This window comes from Mycobacterium sp. NPDC004974, assembly GCF_053600815.1.
In genome coordinates, this window is record NZ_JBSGAQ010000005.1 from 320,725 (window position 1) to 335,232 (window position 14,508).

13 protein-coding genes and 1 other RNA gene are annotated in these 14,508 nt (G+C 67.9%); 5 read left to right on the forward strand and 9 right to left on the reverse strand.

The features are described from left to right. Positions 1 to 34 precede the first annotated feature (34 nt). The 4 genes from glnA to ACWEFV_RS14915 all read right to left on the reverse strand — a co-directional run bounded on the left by glnA (position 35) and on the right by ACWEFV_RS14915 (position 6,014). A complete protein-coding gene (gene glnA / locus ACWEFV_RS14900; RefSeq protein ID WP_036449413.1) occupies positions 35 to 1,375 on the reverse strand; it encodes a type I glutamate--ammonia ligase in 1,341 nt (446 codons plus the stop codon). Between the two features lie 52 nt (positions 1,376 to 1,427). Further along, positions 1,428 to 2,951, reverse strand: a complete 1,524-nt coding sequence (locus ACWEFV_RS14905; RefSeq protein ID WP_450070691.1) for an alpha/beta hydrolase — start codon at positions 2,949 to 2,951, stop codon at positions 1,428 to 1,430. Positions 2,952 to 3,039: 88 nt separating this feature from the next. Next, positions 3,040 to 4,557: an alpha/beta hydrolase gene (locus tag ACWEFV_RS14910; RefSeq protein ID WP_450070692.1), complete on the reverse strand. Its 1,518-nt coding sequence runs from the start codon at positions 4,555 to 4,557 to the stop codon at positions 3,040 to 3,042. Between the two features lie 65 nt (positions 4,558 to 4,622). After that, entirely contained in the window at positions 4,623 to 6,014 is a 1,392-nt protein-coding gene (locus tag ACWEFV_RS14915) for a WS/DGAT/MGAT family O-acyltransferase (protein ID WP_450070693.1), read from the reverse strand. Positions 6,015 to 6,169: 155 nt separating this feature from the next. Between ACWEFV_RS14915 and panB the strand changes: the two genes are divergently transcribed. Next, positions 6,170 to 7,015: a 3-methyl-2-oxobutanoate hydroxymethyltransferase gene (gene panB, locus ACWEFV_RS14920; RefSeq protein WP_450070694.1), complete on the forward strand. Its 846-nt coding sequence runs from the start codon at positions 6,170 to 6,172 to the stop codon at positions 7,013 to 7,015. Positions 7,016 to 7,024: 9 nt separating this feature from the next. Here the strand turns inward: panB and ACWEFV_RS14925 are convergent, their stop codons facing one another. After that, complete coding sequence (locus tag ACWEFV_RS14925; protein WP_135455864.1) at positions 7,025 to 7,456, reverse strand: MarR family winged helix-turn-helix transcriptional regulator; 432 nt, start codon at positions 7,454 to 7,456, stop codon at positions 7,025 to 7,027. A gap of 88 nt (positions 7,457 to 7,544) precedes the next feature. Here ACWEFV_RS14925 and ACWEFV_RS14930 point away from each other — a divergent pair, with 88 nt between their 5' ends. After that, the gene (locus ACWEFV_RS14930; protein WP_450070695.1) at positions 7,545 to 8,438 is read left to right on the forward strand and encodes an oxidoreductase; all 894 of its coding nucleotides are present in this window, start codon (positions 7,545 to 7,547) and stop codon (positions 8,436 to 8,438) included. Here the strand turns inward: ACWEFV_RS14930 and ACWEFV_RS14935 are convergent. Continuing rightward, positions 8,435 to 9,220: an enoyl-CoA hydratase/isomerase family protein gene (locus ACWEFV_RS14935; protein ID WP_450070696.1), complete on the reverse strand. Its 786-nt coding sequence runs from the start codon at positions 9,218 to 9,220 to the stop codon at positions 8,435 to 8,437. The genes ACWEFV_RS14930 and ACWEFV_RS14935 overlap by 4 nt on opposite strands. Before the next feature lie 10 nt (positions 9,221 to 9,230). Continuing rightward, positions 9,231 to 9,929, reverse strand: a complete 699-nt coding sequence (locus ACWEFV_RS14940) for a TetR/AcrR family transcriptional regulator (RefSeq protein ID WP_450070697.1) — start codon at positions 9,927 to 9,929, stop codon at positions 9,231 to 9,233. A 160-nt stretch (positions 9,930 to 10,089) separates the two neighbouring features. On the opposite strand from ACWEFV_RS14940, the gene ACWEFV_RS14945 reads away from it, so the two are divergent. Beyond that, positions 10,090 to 11,583 carry a CYTH and CHAD domain-containing protein gene (locus tag ACWEFV_RS14945; protein WP_450070698.1) on the forward strand — a complete coding sequence of 498 codons (1,494 nt, stop codon included), beginning with the start codon at positions 10,090 to 10,092 and terminating at the stop codon, positions 11,581 to 11,583. 20 nt (positions 11,584 to 11,603) lie between these two features. Here ACWEFV_RS14945 and rnpB read toward each other — a convergent pair. Beyond that, an RNA gene (gene rnpB / locus ACWEFV_RS14950) (RNase P RNA component class A) lies at positions 11,604 to 11,997 on the reverse strand. A gap of 29 nt (positions 11,998 to 12,026) precedes the next feature. On the opposite strand from rnpB, the gene ACWEFV_RS14955 reads away from it, so the two are divergent. Beyond that, on the forward strand, positions 12,027 to 12,479 hold the full coding sequence (locus ACWEFV_RS14955; protein ID WP_135455877.1) for a helix-turn-helix transcriptional regulator: 453 nt from the start codon (positions 12,027 to 12,029) through the stop codon (positions 12,477 to 12,479). 9 nt (positions 12,480 to 12,488) lie between these two features. Next, positions 12,489 to 12,923 (forward strand): VOC family protein, encoded by a 435-nt coding sequence (locus ACWEFV_RS14960; RefSeq protein WP_135455879.1) that lies wholly within the window; start codon positions 12,489 to 12,491, stop codon positions 12,921 to 12,923. Between the two features lie 31 nt (positions 12,924 to 12,954). Here the strand turns inward: ACWEFV_RS14960 and ACWEFV_RS14965 are convergent, their stop codons facing one another. Continuing rightward, positions 12,955 to 14,505 (reverse strand): FAD-dependent oxidoreductase, encoded by a 1,551-nt coding sequence (locus tag ACWEFV_RS14965; protein ID WP_450070699.1) that lies wholly within the window; start codon positions 14,503 to 14,505, stop codon positions 12,955 to 12,957. Positions 14,506 to 14,508: the final 3 nt, after the last annotated feature.

Below are 14,508 nucleotides of genomic sequence, written 5' to 3' on the forward strand. Positions count from 1 at the left end.
GCAGGAAAACACCGGCACTGCTACCGCCCCCGACTCAGAGCGACAGATAGTTCTTCAGCTCGTAGGGCGTGACGTGGCTGCGGTAGTTCTCCCACTCCGCGCGCTTGTTGCGCAGGAAGTAGTCGAATACATGCTCCCCCAACGCTTCCGCGACGAGCTCGGAGTTCTCCATGGCCTCCAGCGCATTGCCCAGGCTGGACGGCAGCTCGCGGTAGCCCATGGCGCGCCGCTCCTCGGGCGTCAGGCTCCAGACGTTGTCCTCGGCCTGCGGGCCCAGCACGTAACCCTTCTCGACGCCCCGCAGGCCGGCGGCCAGCAGGACCGCGAAGGTCAGGTAGGGGTTGCATGCCGAGTCGGGGCTGCGAACCTCGACGCGCCGCGACGACGCCTTGCGCGGGGTGTACATCGGAACCCGTACCAGCGCCGAGCGGTTGGCCGCGCCCCACGAGGCCGCGGTCGGCGCCTCGCCGCCATGCACCAGGCGCTTGTAGGAGTTCACCCACTGGTTGGTCACGGCACTGATCTCGCTGGCGTGCTCCAGGATGCCAGCGATGAACGACTTGGCCACATCCGAGAGCTGCAGCGGGTCGTCGGGGCTGTGGAAGGCGTTGGTGTCGCCTTCGAACAGGCTCATGTGCGTGTGCATAGCCGATCCCGGGTGCTCGCCGAACGGCTTTGGCATGAACGATGCACGCACGCCGTCGGCGAGGGCGACCTCCTTGACCAGATAGCGGAAGGTCATCACGTTGTCGGCCATCGACAGCGCGTCGGCGTAGCGCAGGTCGATCTCCTGCTGGCCGGGCGCGCCCTCGTGGTGGCTGAACTCCACCGAGATGCCCATCTGTTCCAGGGCCTCGATGGCGTGGCGGCGGAAGTTGGGGGCCGAATCGTGCACGGCCTGGTCGAAATAGCCGCTGTTGTCGGCCGGCACGGGCACCGAGCCGTCGTCAGGTCCGGGCTGCAGCAGGAAAAACTCGATCTCGGGGTGCACGTAGCAGGTGAAGCCCAGGTCGCTGGCCTTGGCCAGCTGGCGGCGCAGCACGTGCCGGGAGTCGGCCCACGACGGTGAGCCGTCCGGCATGGTGATGTCGCAGAACATGCGTGCCGAGTAGTGCTTGCCCGCGCTGGTGGTCCAGGGCAGCACCTGGAAGGTGGACGGATCGGGGCGGGCCACGGTGTCCGACTCCGAGACGCGGGCGAAGCCCTCGATCGAAGAGCCGTCGAAACCGATGCCCTCCTCGAAGGCACCTTCGAGTTCGGCGGGCGCGATCGCTACCGATTTGAGGTAGCCGAGGACGTCGGTGAACCACAACCGAACGAACCGGATATCGCGTTCCTCCAGGGTGCGCAGCACGAATTCCTTCTGGCGGTCCATGCCCGCAGCGTAGGCATCGGCTGTTAAATCTGTGTTACAGCCCTGCAAGGAGTTAGCAGGAGAGGTCGCCCGGCGAGGTTCCATTGACAAAGAAACCCAGTACCGCGGTGTCCACGCATGCGTCTCCGTTGAACACCACGGTGTGTTGGGTGCCGGTGAAGGAGATCAGCGCCCCGCCCATTTGCCGGGCCAGGTCCACCCCGGCCTGATACGGCGTGGCCGGGTCCCCGGTGGTGGACACCACCACGACCTTGCCCGGTCCGGGCCCGGTGACCGGGTGCGGCGCCGACGTCGCAAGCACCGGCCACAGTGCACAGACGTCGCGGGGCGCATATCCGGTGAACTCGCCGTAGGACATGAACGGTGCCACGGTACGGAGCTGCTGATCGGCGTCGGCCCACACAGCCGGGTCGGTGGGGAACGGCCTGTCCACGCAGCGGATCGCGGTGAACGCGTCCTGCATGTTCTGGTAGTGCCCGTTTTCGTCGCGGCGCCAGTAGTCGTCGGCGAGCAACAGCAGGTCCCCGGCGTCGGTGCCACGCGACAACCCGAGCAGCCCGCTGGTCAGGTAGGGCCAGTACCGCGCCGAGTAGAGGGCGTTGCCGGTGCCGGTGATCGCGTCGGCGTAGCCGAGTCCGCGCGGGTCGGAGGTGGTGCCCGGCGTCGTCACCAACGGGTCCACCAGCCGCTGGAACCGGCTGACGAACTGAGCGGGGTCGGTGCCCAGCGGGCAGTCGGTCGATTTCGCGCAGTCCGCGGCGTAGGTGTCGAACGCCTTCTGGAAGCCGGCGAGCTGGCGGTTGTTCTTGGTGATCGGATCCTGGCTGGGGTCGATCGCCCCGTCGAGCACCATGGTGCGCACCCGGTCGCCGAACTGTTCGGCGTACGCGCCGCCGAGTTCGGTGCCGTAGGAGAAGCCCAGATAGTTGATCTGTTCCTCCCCCAGCGCGGCGCGCACCGCATCCATGTCCCGCACCGCCGAGGCGGTGCCCACGTTGGCCAGGAACGGCGCGCCCATGCGGTCCAGGCACTGCTGGGCGAACTGGCGGTAGACGTCTTCGATGTGGGCGACGCCGGCCGGGCTGTAATCGGCCATCGGCTCGCGGCGGTAGGCGTCGATCTCGGCGTCTGTCCGGCACCGCAACTCCGGCGTGGAATGCCCGACGCCGCGCGGGTCGAAGCCGACGAGATCGAAATGGTCGGTGAGTGGTGAGCCGGCCAGCGCGGCGCCCATGCCGGCGACAGTGTTCACCGCCGAGGCGCCGGGGCCGCCGGGGTTGATGAACAACGCGCCGATCCGCTCACCGCTGGCCGGTATCCGGATGACCGCCAATTGCGCTTGTGCGCCTTGAGGATCCGGCGAATTCCAGTCCAGCGGTACCGCGACGGAGCCGCATTGTGCGGTCGGGATCGTGGCCGGATCTTGCACCCAACGGGCGCAACTTCCCCATTCCGGCCCCGATTCCGGAGCGGCCTGTGCGGCCGGTCCGGCGATCGGGCACAGCACAGCGGTTGCGCCGAGGAGCGCTGCCGCCACAACGCGTATCGCCCCGCCCGCCCACCACACGGCAGTCATGGTCCCACGGCGACCGGTAGCGGGTCTGTGCCTGAGGCCGACCAGAGATCGGCAGGAGACCATCCGGTGACCTTGTCGGCCGGATCGGTCAGCAACGGGTGCCGGCGGGCGGCACCGTCACGTCGAGGAGGTAGGTGGCGGCGATGTCGTCGATGCACTTGTTGCCCTGGAACACCACGGTGTGCTGGGTGCCTTCGAAGGTCACCAGCGTGCCGCCGAGCTGGCGGGCCAGGTCGACACCGGCCTGGTACGGCGTGGCCGGGTCGTTCGTGGTCGACACGATCAACGTCGGGGGCAGCCCCTTCACCGAGATCTCATGTGGCTTGCTCGTCGGCGGCACCGGCCAGAACGCGCAGGTACCCATCGGCGCGTTCCCGGTGAATTCGCCGTAGCTCATGAACGGCGCCACCTCGCGGGCCCGCCGGTCCTCCTCGACGACGGTGGCCCGGTCAGTGATCGCAGGCTTGTCCACGCAGTTGACCGCGACCCGGACGTCGGTCGAATTGTTGTAGTGGCCCTTGGCATCTCGGCCCATGTAGAGGTCGGCCAGTGCCAGCATCACATCGCCGTTGCCGTTCTTCAGCCCGGTCAGGCCCTCGGTCAGGTGCCGCCACAGATTCGGCGAGTACAGCGGCAGGATGGTGCCCACGGTGGCGTCGCTGTAGCTCAGCCCGCGCGAATCGCGCGTCTTGGCCGGGTGTTCCACCAGCGGATCGACCAGGCTCTTGTACACCTCGACGGCCTTGGCCGGATCCGTGCCCAGCGGGCAGTCGGGGTTCTTCGTGGCGCAGTCGGTGGCGTAATCGTCGAAGGCCTTCTGGAACGCGGCCGCCTGACGGATGTCTTCCTCCACCGGGTCCGCATTGGGGTCGACGGCTCCGTCGAGGATCATCGCGCGGACCTTCTCCGGGAACTGCTCGGCGTAGGTCGCGCCGATCCGGGTGCCGTAGGAGTAACCCAGGTAGGTCAGCTTGTCGTCGCCGAGTGCGACCCGGATCGCATCCAGATCCTTGGCGACGTTCTCGGTGCCGACGTTCTCCAGGAACTCCTTGCCCATCTTGTCGACGCAGCGCTGGACGAAGTCCTTTGTTTCCTTCTCCAGGTGCTCGACGCCTTCGGGCGTGTATTCGACGGTCGGATCGGCCCGCAGCCGGTCGTTGTCGTCGTCGGAGTTGCACCACACCGCAGGCGTCGAGGATCCGACACCACGCGGATCGAACCCGACGATGTCGAAGCGGTCCTTGACCGACTGCGGCAGGCCGGACAACAGAGAGACGGCCGATTCGACCCCGGATTCACCGGGGCCGCCGGGGTTGATCACCAGCGAGCCGATCTTCTGGCCCGCTGCCGGGAAGCGGATGATCGCCAGCCGGGCGACTTCGCCTTCCGGCTTGGAGTAGTCGACCGGCACCGACAACATCCCGCATTCGGCGTTGTCGGGGATCTGCGCGTGGTCACCCGAACCGGCGTTGCACGGCAGCCATTGCACCGGCGTGCCGGGCCGCGGGACCGCGATCTTGGCTTCCCCGTCGACCACCTGGGTGCAGCTCGCCGCGGCCACCGCCGTCACCGCCAGCAGCGCGCCGAACCTCATCCTGAACTTCATGGCTGACCATGCTGCCATGACGCGACATCACCGCAGGCCGCGCCTGGTCGCGACGCGCAGGGGCGCTATCGGGTAGCGGCGAGCAGTTCGTCGAGCGCCACGTGGAAATCGTCGGCCATGTCCCACAGGTCAGGCAGTAATTCGGGGCAGGACATGATGCCGACATCGAGCATCCCGGTCAGCGACATCACGGTGATGTTCAGCCCCGATCCGTGGAAGATCGGGCCCAGCGGGTACATGGCCTTGACCTCGCAGCCCAGGAGGTACAGCGGCTCCTGGGGCCCCGGCACGTTGGAGATGACGAGATTGTGGACGGGTTTGGCCCCGGACAGCCGGCTGGCCGCGTACACCCGCATAGCGGCGCCGAACACCGCCGGTGCCGCGAACTGCGTCCAGTCCTGAAGCAGCGTCGCACCGATCGCGAAACTGTGCTGCTTGGCAACCGAATTCGACGCGGCGATGGCCATCAGCCGCTGGGCCGGGTCGTCGATATTGGTTTCGAGCTTGGAGAACATCCCCGACACCTGGTTGCGGCCGGGCCGGTCGGAGCGATCGTGCACCGACACCGGCACCATCGCGACCAGAGAGTTCTCCGGTAGTTCGCCGCGCTCGTGCAGGAACGTGCGCAGAACGCCGGATACCAGCGCCATCACCACATCGTTGACCTTGACGTCGAAGTGGTTCTTGACGGTCTTGATGTCCTCGAGGTCCAACTGGGCGAATGCGACGCTGCGCTGGCCGGTGATGTTGGTGTTGAACGCGGTTTTGGGCGCATTGAACGGCGCCGCCATTGCCTGCCCGCTGAATGCCCGGCGCACCGTGTCGACGACCGTCGTCGCCGTGGTGGGCAGCATATTGGCCAGCTTGAGCGGGCGGGCCGCGAACTTGAGGGCACCGCTGATGGCGATCTCGGCTCCCGAGGCGCCGCCGACCCCGTCCACCGGGTCGGGCGGCGGCGCGTCGGCCTCGGTGGTGCACAGCTGTGACATCAGGTTGGCCCCGGTGACGCCGTCGACCCCGGCATGGTGGATCTTCGTCATCAATGCCAGCCGGCCGCCGTGATGCGCATCAGTGCCCGCGATGTTCTCGATGATCCACATCTCCCAGAGCGGCCGGGTCCGGTCCAGCGGCAGCGAGGCGATGTGACCGCAGATCTCGGCCAGCTCGGTGCGCCCGCCGGGGGCGGGCAGCCCGATCCGGTGCAGATGCCGGTTGACGTCAAAGTCCTTGTCTTCCACCCACACCGGGTGGTCGAGGTTGAACCGGCTGTCGGCGAGCTTCTCCCGGAAATGCGGCATCGCCTTGATACGCAATGAGAGTTCGTCGCGCATCCGGTCGAACGTGTAGCCGCCCGGCATGGTCGAAGTGTCCAGTTCGAGCACCGAGCACACGTGCATGGGCTGCGCGGCGGTTTCGAGATACAGGAAGCTGGCGTCGAGTCCGCTGAGCCGTTGCATGCGCTGATGTTAAGGCGCAGCGCGGAAACTGTGAGGAAATCCACTCGAACGTCGCTTTTGCCTTCATTCCCCGCAGTGGCAGACTGGCAGACGTCCGACGAACCCGGGGACCGCCAGGCGGCCTCGAGGATCGAACCGACCATCAAAGGACGACGATGTCTGAACAGTCTGTTTATGGTGCTTCCGATTCTGCCGAAGCCAAGCCGCGCACCAAGGTCCGCACGCTCACGCTGCAGAAATGGAAGTCCGAAGGCCACAAGTGGGCGATGCTCACCTGTTACGACTACTCCAGTGCGCGGGTATTCGACGAGGCCGAGATTCCGGTGCTGCTGGTCGGCGACTCGGCGGCAAACGTCGTGTACGGCTATGACACGACCGTGCCGATCTCCATCGACGAGCTGATCCCGTTGGCGCGCGCGGTCGTCAAGGGCGCCCCGCATGCCCTGGTTATCGCCGACATGCCGTTCGGCAGCTACGAGAGCAGCCCGACCCAGGCACTGGCCACTGCCACCCGCTTCATGAAGGAGACCGGCGCGCAGGCGATCAAGCTCGAGGGTGGTGAGCGGATGGCCGATCAGATCGCGACGCTGTCTGCCGCCGGCATCCCGGTGGTGGCGCACATCGGCTTCACCCCACAGAGCGTCAACGGGCTGGGCGGATACCGCGTCCAGGGCCGTGGCGACGCCGCCGACCAGACGATCCACGACGCGATCGCCGTGCAGGAAGCCGGTGCGATCGCGGTGGTGCTGGAGATGGTGCCCGCCGAGTTGGCCACTCAGATCACCGGCAAGCTGACGATCCCGACGGTCGGCATCGGTGCCGGGCCGAATTGCGACGCCCAGGTACTTGTCTGGCAGGACATGGCCGGACTAACCAGCGGCAAGACCGCGAAGTTCGTCAAACGCTTCGGTGACGTGGGTGGCGAACTGCAGCGCGCGGCAGCGCAGTACGCCCACGACGTGGCGACCGGGGTGTTCCCGGCCGAAGAGCACAGCTACTGATTCTCGGCTTCAGGCCAGCGCGTCACCGAGTTTGATGAGTAACCGGGTGAGCGTTGCCTTGTCCTCACTGGTGAGGCCGGCGAACATCTCGTGTGCAGCGGCGATGTAGTCGGCCCGCCAGTGCCGGGCCTGCTCCTGCCCCTCGGCCGTCGTCGTCAATCGCACTGCCCGGCGGTCGTTTTCATCGGGTGCACGGACCACCAGCCCTTCGCGCACCAGAGCCTCGACGAGGGTTGATGCGGTGGCTTGGGTGACACCGACCGCCCGGGCCACCTCGGCTGAGCGGACCGGTTGCATCCGTTCGATCTCGGCGAGCAGCTTGGACCGCGGGGTCGACACGCCGCGGTCGCCGAGGCGCTCGTCGAATGCGCGGACAACGGATTTGGCAGCGCGCCCGAAAGCGTCGGCCAGTTCTGCCGCGCTCCGTTGCTCGTCATTCACGACGGTTCTCCTCCGACCTGTTGACGGAGAATATCAGTGCTCATATAGTTTGATCTCATATAGTTAGAGATCTAACGAAGGGTCTGCCATGACCTACCCGCAGACGTTCTCGCTGGGGTCGCTGGTCGTCCGACGCGTCGGATTCGGCGCGATGCAGTTGCCCGGGCCCGGAGTGTTCGGCCCGCCGCGTGACCACGACCAGGCGGTCGCGGTGTTGCGCCGCGCCGTCGAACTCGGTGTCGACCACATCGATACCGCCCAGTTCTACGGGCCGGATGTCGCCAACGAACTCATCCGGGAAGCGCTGTACCCCTACCCGCAGAACCTGGCGCTTGTCACCAAGGTCGGTGGCAGGCGCGACGCCCAGGCCGACTGGCTCCCGGCGCAACAACCCGCCGAACTGCGGCACAGCATCGAAGAGAACCTGCGCACCCTGGGGGTCGACCAGCTCGCCGTGGTCAACCTGCGGCTCTTCGGGGCCGACATCGGAGGTCCCGCCGAGGTCGACCACGGGTTGTTCGAGCAGCAACTGGACACCCTGATCACGGCCCGCGACGAAGGACTCATCGCCGGCATCGGGCTGAGCAGCGCCTCACGCGAGCACGTGGAGATTGCGCTGGAGCGCACCGAGATCGCGTGCGTGCAGAACGCCTACAACCTCGCCGACCGCACCTCGCAGCCCGTGCTCGACCTGTGCATCGAACGCGACATCGCCTTCGTCCCGTTCTTTCCGCTGGGTTCGGCGTTCGCCGCGGACAATCCGGTCCTGGGCCATCCGACGATCCGGCGGGTGGCCACCGAACTGGGACGTACGCCCGCGCAGATCGCGTTGGCGTGGACGTTGAATGTCGCGCCGAACGTGCTGCTGATTCCCGGGACGTCCTCGATTGCCCACCTGGAGGAGAACCTGGCTGTCGCAGATATCGAGCTGCCCGCAGATCTCACCATCGAACCGGCCGCTGCCGGCCCGGCGGCCGGCTAGGCGAAGTCGGGCTTGCGCTTGGCCAGGAACGCGTCGACGCCTTCGCGGCCGTCGGCCGAGTTGGCCCGCTCCGCGATGAACCGGGCTTCGGCGGCCATCTGCTCTTCGAGGCTGTTCTTGAACGAGGACACCAGCAGGGATTTGACCGCGCCGTTGGATCCGCCGGAACCCGCCGCCACCTGCTCGGCCAGTTTCGTGGCCCGGTCAGCCAGGTCGTCGCCGGCGACCACCTCGGTGACCAGTCCCCACTCCTGCGCCTCGGCGGCCGAGAGCGTGCGGTTGGTCAGGATGAGCTCCTGGGCCCGGCGCAGGCCGACCAGTCGCGGCAGGTGGTAGGACGCGCTGCCGTCGGGGCTCAGCCCCACCTTGGTGTAGGCCATGGTGAAGGTCGCGGATTCGGCGGCCAGCACCAGGTCGCCGGTCACCGCGAGGCTGAATCCGGCGCCGGCCGCGGTGCCGTTGACCGCGGTGATCAGCACGGCATTCATCCGGGCGAACGACGAGATGGCCTGGTGCAGGTCGTCGGCGACGCCCTTGATGAAGCGGCCACGGTCGGGCGCGGTGGCAAAGGATTTCAGGTCGCCGCCCGCGCAGAAGAACCGGCCCGCACCGGTCAGCACCACGGCCTTGGTCGCCGGCGTGTCGCAGCGCCGGGCGGCGTCGGCCAGTTCGCGAGTCATGGTGTCGTTCATGCCATTCGCGGCGTCCGGCCGGTTCAGCGTGATGCGCGCGACGGCGCCGGACTGCTCGAACGAGATGGCTTCATAGGTGGGCTCGGTCACGGCCCGAACTCTAGCGGGCCGGGGTCTGCGGTGGTCGCACGCCCAGCCGGGCTGCGGTGGCCCGCACCAGCGGGCCCAACTCGCCGCCGAACCCGAGGATCCGCAGCGCCCCCTCCCCGATCGCCCAGGGCTGAGCCGGGGTGCTCTCGACGTCGTCGGAACGGCTGTTGACCACCGATTCCACCAGTCGAAACGGCAGGTCTGCGGCATCGGGCGGCCCTGCGCATTCGGTGATCACCGCCTCCGACAGCCTGCGGTACACCTCGCGCAGCTCGGCGCGCCGGCGCCGGAACGGCTCGAACCGGTCGGTGCGCAGCTCGGGAAGCAGATACAGGGCGCCCAGATTCCACCGGCCGGCACACAGCTGGTGTGCATCGCCCACCGCGAGCGTGTGCAGATGCTGTGCCGCGGGCCCCGTGCTGTCGAGTAGCTCGGCGCCCAGTTCCAGGGCCTCGTCGACGGTGCCGGCCAGGAGCGCATCCAGAATGTCGTCCTTGGTGGCGAAATGGTGATATAGCGAGGCCTGCCGTACCCCCACTTCGTCGGCGATGCGCCGGGTCGAGGTGCTGGCGTAACCGTGGGTGGTGAACAGCTCGGCGGCGGCATCGAGGATCTGTTCACGGGCGGTCGTGCCCGGTCGGCGGGGCCGCTCCAGCCGTGGGCGTCCACGCCCGGCAGCGGCGTTCGCCGGTGTCGTCTCAGCCGCCATGTCAGCAACAGTAGGAGACCCCGACGGACACGGCCGACAGCGCGGTGGGCGGTGGGGCAAGTCTTGATACTGCTGTGACCAGACACCGGTCGTGGCACCCACCCGGATATGGCACGCTGGTGCCATCCCGATCCGCCTCCGGTGCACAGCGAAGGTGACTATGGCCCCCGGCAAATCCAAGACCGCGAGGTACACCGAGATCGAGCGGAAGTTCGCGGTCACCGAGAACACCGTCTCGCCGTCATTCGAGGGGCTGTCGGCCGTCGCCGAGGTAGCCCGAGCGGAAATCCAGCACCTGGATGCGGTGTATTTCGACACTCCGAATCGTGACCTCGCGGCGCACCGCATCACGTTGCGGCGCCGCACCGGCGGCCCTGATGCGGGCTGGCACCTGAAGCTTCCGGCCGGAGTCGACACCCGCACCGAGGTCCGTACGCCGCTGGGCACAGCTACTGACACCGTGCCCGAGGATCTGCGAGACATCGTGCTCGCCATCGTGCGGGACCGTCCGCTGGCCCCGGTGGCCCGGATCAGCACCCAGCGGAGCGTGGAGGTGCTGCACGGCGCCGACGGCGTCGCCCTGGCCGAGTTCTGCGATGACCGCGTGACCGCGTCGGCCATCGGAGGCGAAGAACAGCGCTGGCGGGAATGGGAGCTCGAGTTGCTCACCGCCGATGTGCCCGACGACCTGATGGATCGTCTGACGAACCGTCTGGCGGATGCCGGCGCGAAGCCGGCCGGGCATGGTTCGAAGCTGGCGAAGGTGCTCGGCACCGATCTGCTACCGGCACCGACTCCCCCGGCCGATCCGGTGCACCGGGCCATCGCCGAGCAGATCGAGGCGTTGCTGGTCTGGGACCGCGCGGTACGCGCGGACGCCTACGACTCGGTGCATCAGATGCGGGTGACCACCCGCAAGATCCGCAGTCTGCTGCAGGAGTCGAAGGATTCCTTCGGGCTCGACGACGACGGCTGGGTACTCGACGAGCTGCGGGCGCTGGCCGCGGTACTGGGCACGGCACGTGATGCCGAGGTCCTGGCCGAGCGCTATCAGCGCGCGCTCGACGAGATGCCTGCCGAACTGATCCGCGGTCCGGTGCGCCAGCGGCTGGTCGAGGGCGCCAACCGCCGCTACACCGCCGGCTGGCGGCGGTCCTTGTTGGCGATGTGCTCGCAGCGTTACTTCCGGCTGCTGGACGCGCTCGAGGAGATGGTCAGCGCCGAACAGCCCGAATCCGGGGACGCATCAAAGCCTTCGGTGACCATCGACTCGGCATACAAGCGGGTTCGCAAGGCCGCGAAGACCGCTGCCGCGGCCGACAGCGATGCCGAGGCCAGCGCCGAGGAGAAGGACGAGGCGCTACACCGAATTCGCAAGGGCGCCAAGCGGCTTCGTTATACCGCGGCGGCGACCGGAGCGGAGAAGGTCTCTGAGCGCGCCAAGAATATCCAGACGTTGCTTGGCGATCATCAGGACAGTGTGGTGAGCAAGGCTCATCTGAGCACCCAGGCCGACGCTGCGCATGCTGCGGGCGAGGACACCTTCACCTACGGGCTGCTGTATCAACAGGAGGACGACCTGGCCCAGCACAGCCGGGCGTTGCTGCAGGATGCACTCAAGAAGCTGGACAAGGCGGTTCGCAAGACCCATTGAGGCCCCTTGCGGGGCTGGGGCGAACGAGTTGGCCTGTAAGCCGGATTCTGTGCCGGCTCTCCCGTTACCAGGAGGGCCAGTGGCGACCATCCATCTGGACACACCGTTGCCGGGTGCCTCAAGCGGCCTACCCGCAGGCTCGGGCGAGCAGCCCTCGGGCGCCTGCGCGACCGCAACCAGGTTGCGGCCTTCTTGGCCTTGCTTCGGGTGGGGTTTGCCTAGCCACCCCGGTCACCCGGGGTGCTGGTGCGCTCTTACCGCACCGTTTCACCCTTACCATTTCTGGCGGTCTGTTTTCTGTGGCACTTTCCCGCGAGTCACCTCGGATTGCCGTTAGCAATCACCCTGCTCTGTGAAGTCCGGACTTTCCTCGACCCCCGGTTTCCCAGGTGCCGCGGCCGCCCAGCCAACTCGTTCGCGCTGATCACCGTACCCTCAATCTCATGTCTCAGGTGCCACCGGCACGATATTTGCTTCGCGCGAAGGACCTGGCGGATGCCCGGTACGCGGATCCGATCACCGTCGACGACCTCGCCGCGGCCGCCGGTTTGTCCCGCGCGCACTTCAGCCGGATGTTCACCCGCACCTTCGGTGAGTCCCCGCGGGCCTACCTGCAGAGCCGGCGCCTGGAGCGGGCCGCGGCGCTGCTGCGCAACACCGACCGTTCGGTCGCCGACATCTGCGTGATGGTCGGCCTGCACAGCGTCGGCTCGTTCACCACGAACTTCGCGCGGGTGTACGGCAAGCCTCCGGCGGCTTACCGTGCCAGCCTGCCGCCGGCCATGCTGCGCGCCCCGGTGCCCAGCTGCATCCTGGCGCGCGACACCCGACGCCCCCATCCCAGTCGAGCCAAGACAGCACAAACGGAGAAGACGGCGGGGCCGGACCGCACGTAGCGTCGGGTCATGATGAAAATCGCATACACGCATCTGTGGGTTCACGATCAGGAAGTCGCGCTGAAGTTCTGGACCGAGAAGGTCGGAATGGAAGTGCGCGAAGATGTTTCGTTCCCGGAGGAGATGGGCGACTTCCGGTGGGTCACGGTCGGTCCGCCCGGGCAGGACGATGTCGGCATCGTGCTGATGGCGGTCCCCGGCGAGCCGGTGATGGATGAGCAGACTCGCAAGCAGGTCCAGGACCTGACCGCAAAAGGCTTCGCCGGCACGGTGTTTCTGACCACCGAGGACTGCCAGAAGAGCTACGAGGAGCTGACGGCGCGCGGCGTCGAGTTCAGCGAGCCGCCCAACCAGATGCCCTACGGCATCGACTCCGGCTTCCGTGACCCGTCGGGCAACAGCATCCGGCTGACCCAGCGCACGGACATCCCCGCCACCGCTTAGCCATTGGCCTTGCGGCGGCGGGGGCCGCCCGTCAACGCCGCCGCAGCACCATCACGTTGTCGATCAGGGTGCCGCGCTGTCCGTCCGGGCCGGTCGCCTCTCGCTCATCGGTACCCACCCGGACTCGTTCCCATTGCGCCTCATCGAGGTTCAGCGAGTCGACCACAGAGTCGGCACTGGGAAACGCGAACCTGCGGACATGCTCGGGAGCCCAGGGCGGCGCGGCCCCGTGATCGACGATGACCAGCAGACCGCCGGGGGCCACGGCACCGGCGGCCCGACGCAGCAGGCCGGCGCGGTCCATCGCGATCGGTGACTGGAGGAATTGGGCCGAGACCAGGTCGAAGCGGCCGTCCGGGAGGCTCTCGGACAGGTCGTGGCGTTCGAACGTGATGTGGTCCGCCACGCCCCGCTCCCGCGCCTCGGCGGCAGCGCGGGCGAGCGCGGTGTCGGAGACGTCGACGCCCGTGACCTGCCAGCCCTTCTCGGCCAGCCACACGGAGTCACCGCCCTCGCCGCAGCCGAGATCCAGCGCCCGCCCGACGGGCAGATCCGCGGCGATCTTGGCCAGTTGGGCGTTGACCCGTCCACTCCAGATACGGCCGCGCTGCCCGTAATGCCGTTCCCAGTACTGCGCGGTGACGGCCGTCTGAGCGGGCCACGGCGGCACCGGGAGCCCGACGTCTTCGCCGAGCAGGTACTGCACGACAGCGGCACCGGCCTGGCTGCCCGACGCCACCGCCGCGGCCACCTGCGGCGTCTGGGCACTCAGGTCACCTGCGGCGAACAGCCCGGGCACCGAGGTGCGGGCGAACGGGTCGACGACGAGGGCGTCCGCGGCGAAGGGCCCGGGCGCCGAGACGGCGCCGAGTTGCGCTGCCAGCGGTGAGCGTTGATGCAGCGTGGCGGCGACGAGTGCGCCGCGCCTGGCCAGTCGGGTGCCGTCGGCGAATTCGACGGCCGCCAGTTCGCCGTCCTGTGCGACGAATCGGGCGATCGGGCGCTCGTCGACGCCGATTCCGGCCGCGTCCAACTGCTTGACCTGGGCGTCATCCAGCCCGCCGTCACCGTCGGTGAGCACCACCAGATCCTCGGTCCATCCGCGCAGCATCAGTGCCGAGTGCACGGCGCGATCCCCCTGCGCGACGACCGCGAGCGGTGCGTCGCGCAGCTCCCAGCCATGGCAGAACGGGCAGTGGAAAACTGAAGCACCCCAAAGCTCTTCGAGTCCGGCGATGTTCGGTGTCCGGTATTCCATGCCGGTAGCCAGCAGCACCGTCCTGGCCTGCTCGCGGGTTCCGTCGGCCAGCTCGAGTGCGAATCCCGGCTCCCCACCCACGACTGCGCCAGTGCGGACCTCCACCGTGGGGTAGACGGCCAGCTCGGCGCGGCCCGCCGCATAGAGTTCGGCGGGCGGGCGGCCGTCGCTGCCCAGCAGGCCGCCGATTCCGTGTGCGGCCAGGTTGCTCTGATTCCCCGCGTCGACGAGCAGTACCCGGCGCCGGGCCCGGCCCAGTACCAGCGCCGCACTCAGGCCGGCTGCCCCGCCTCCGACGATGACGCAATCCCAGATGTTGTTCATGCC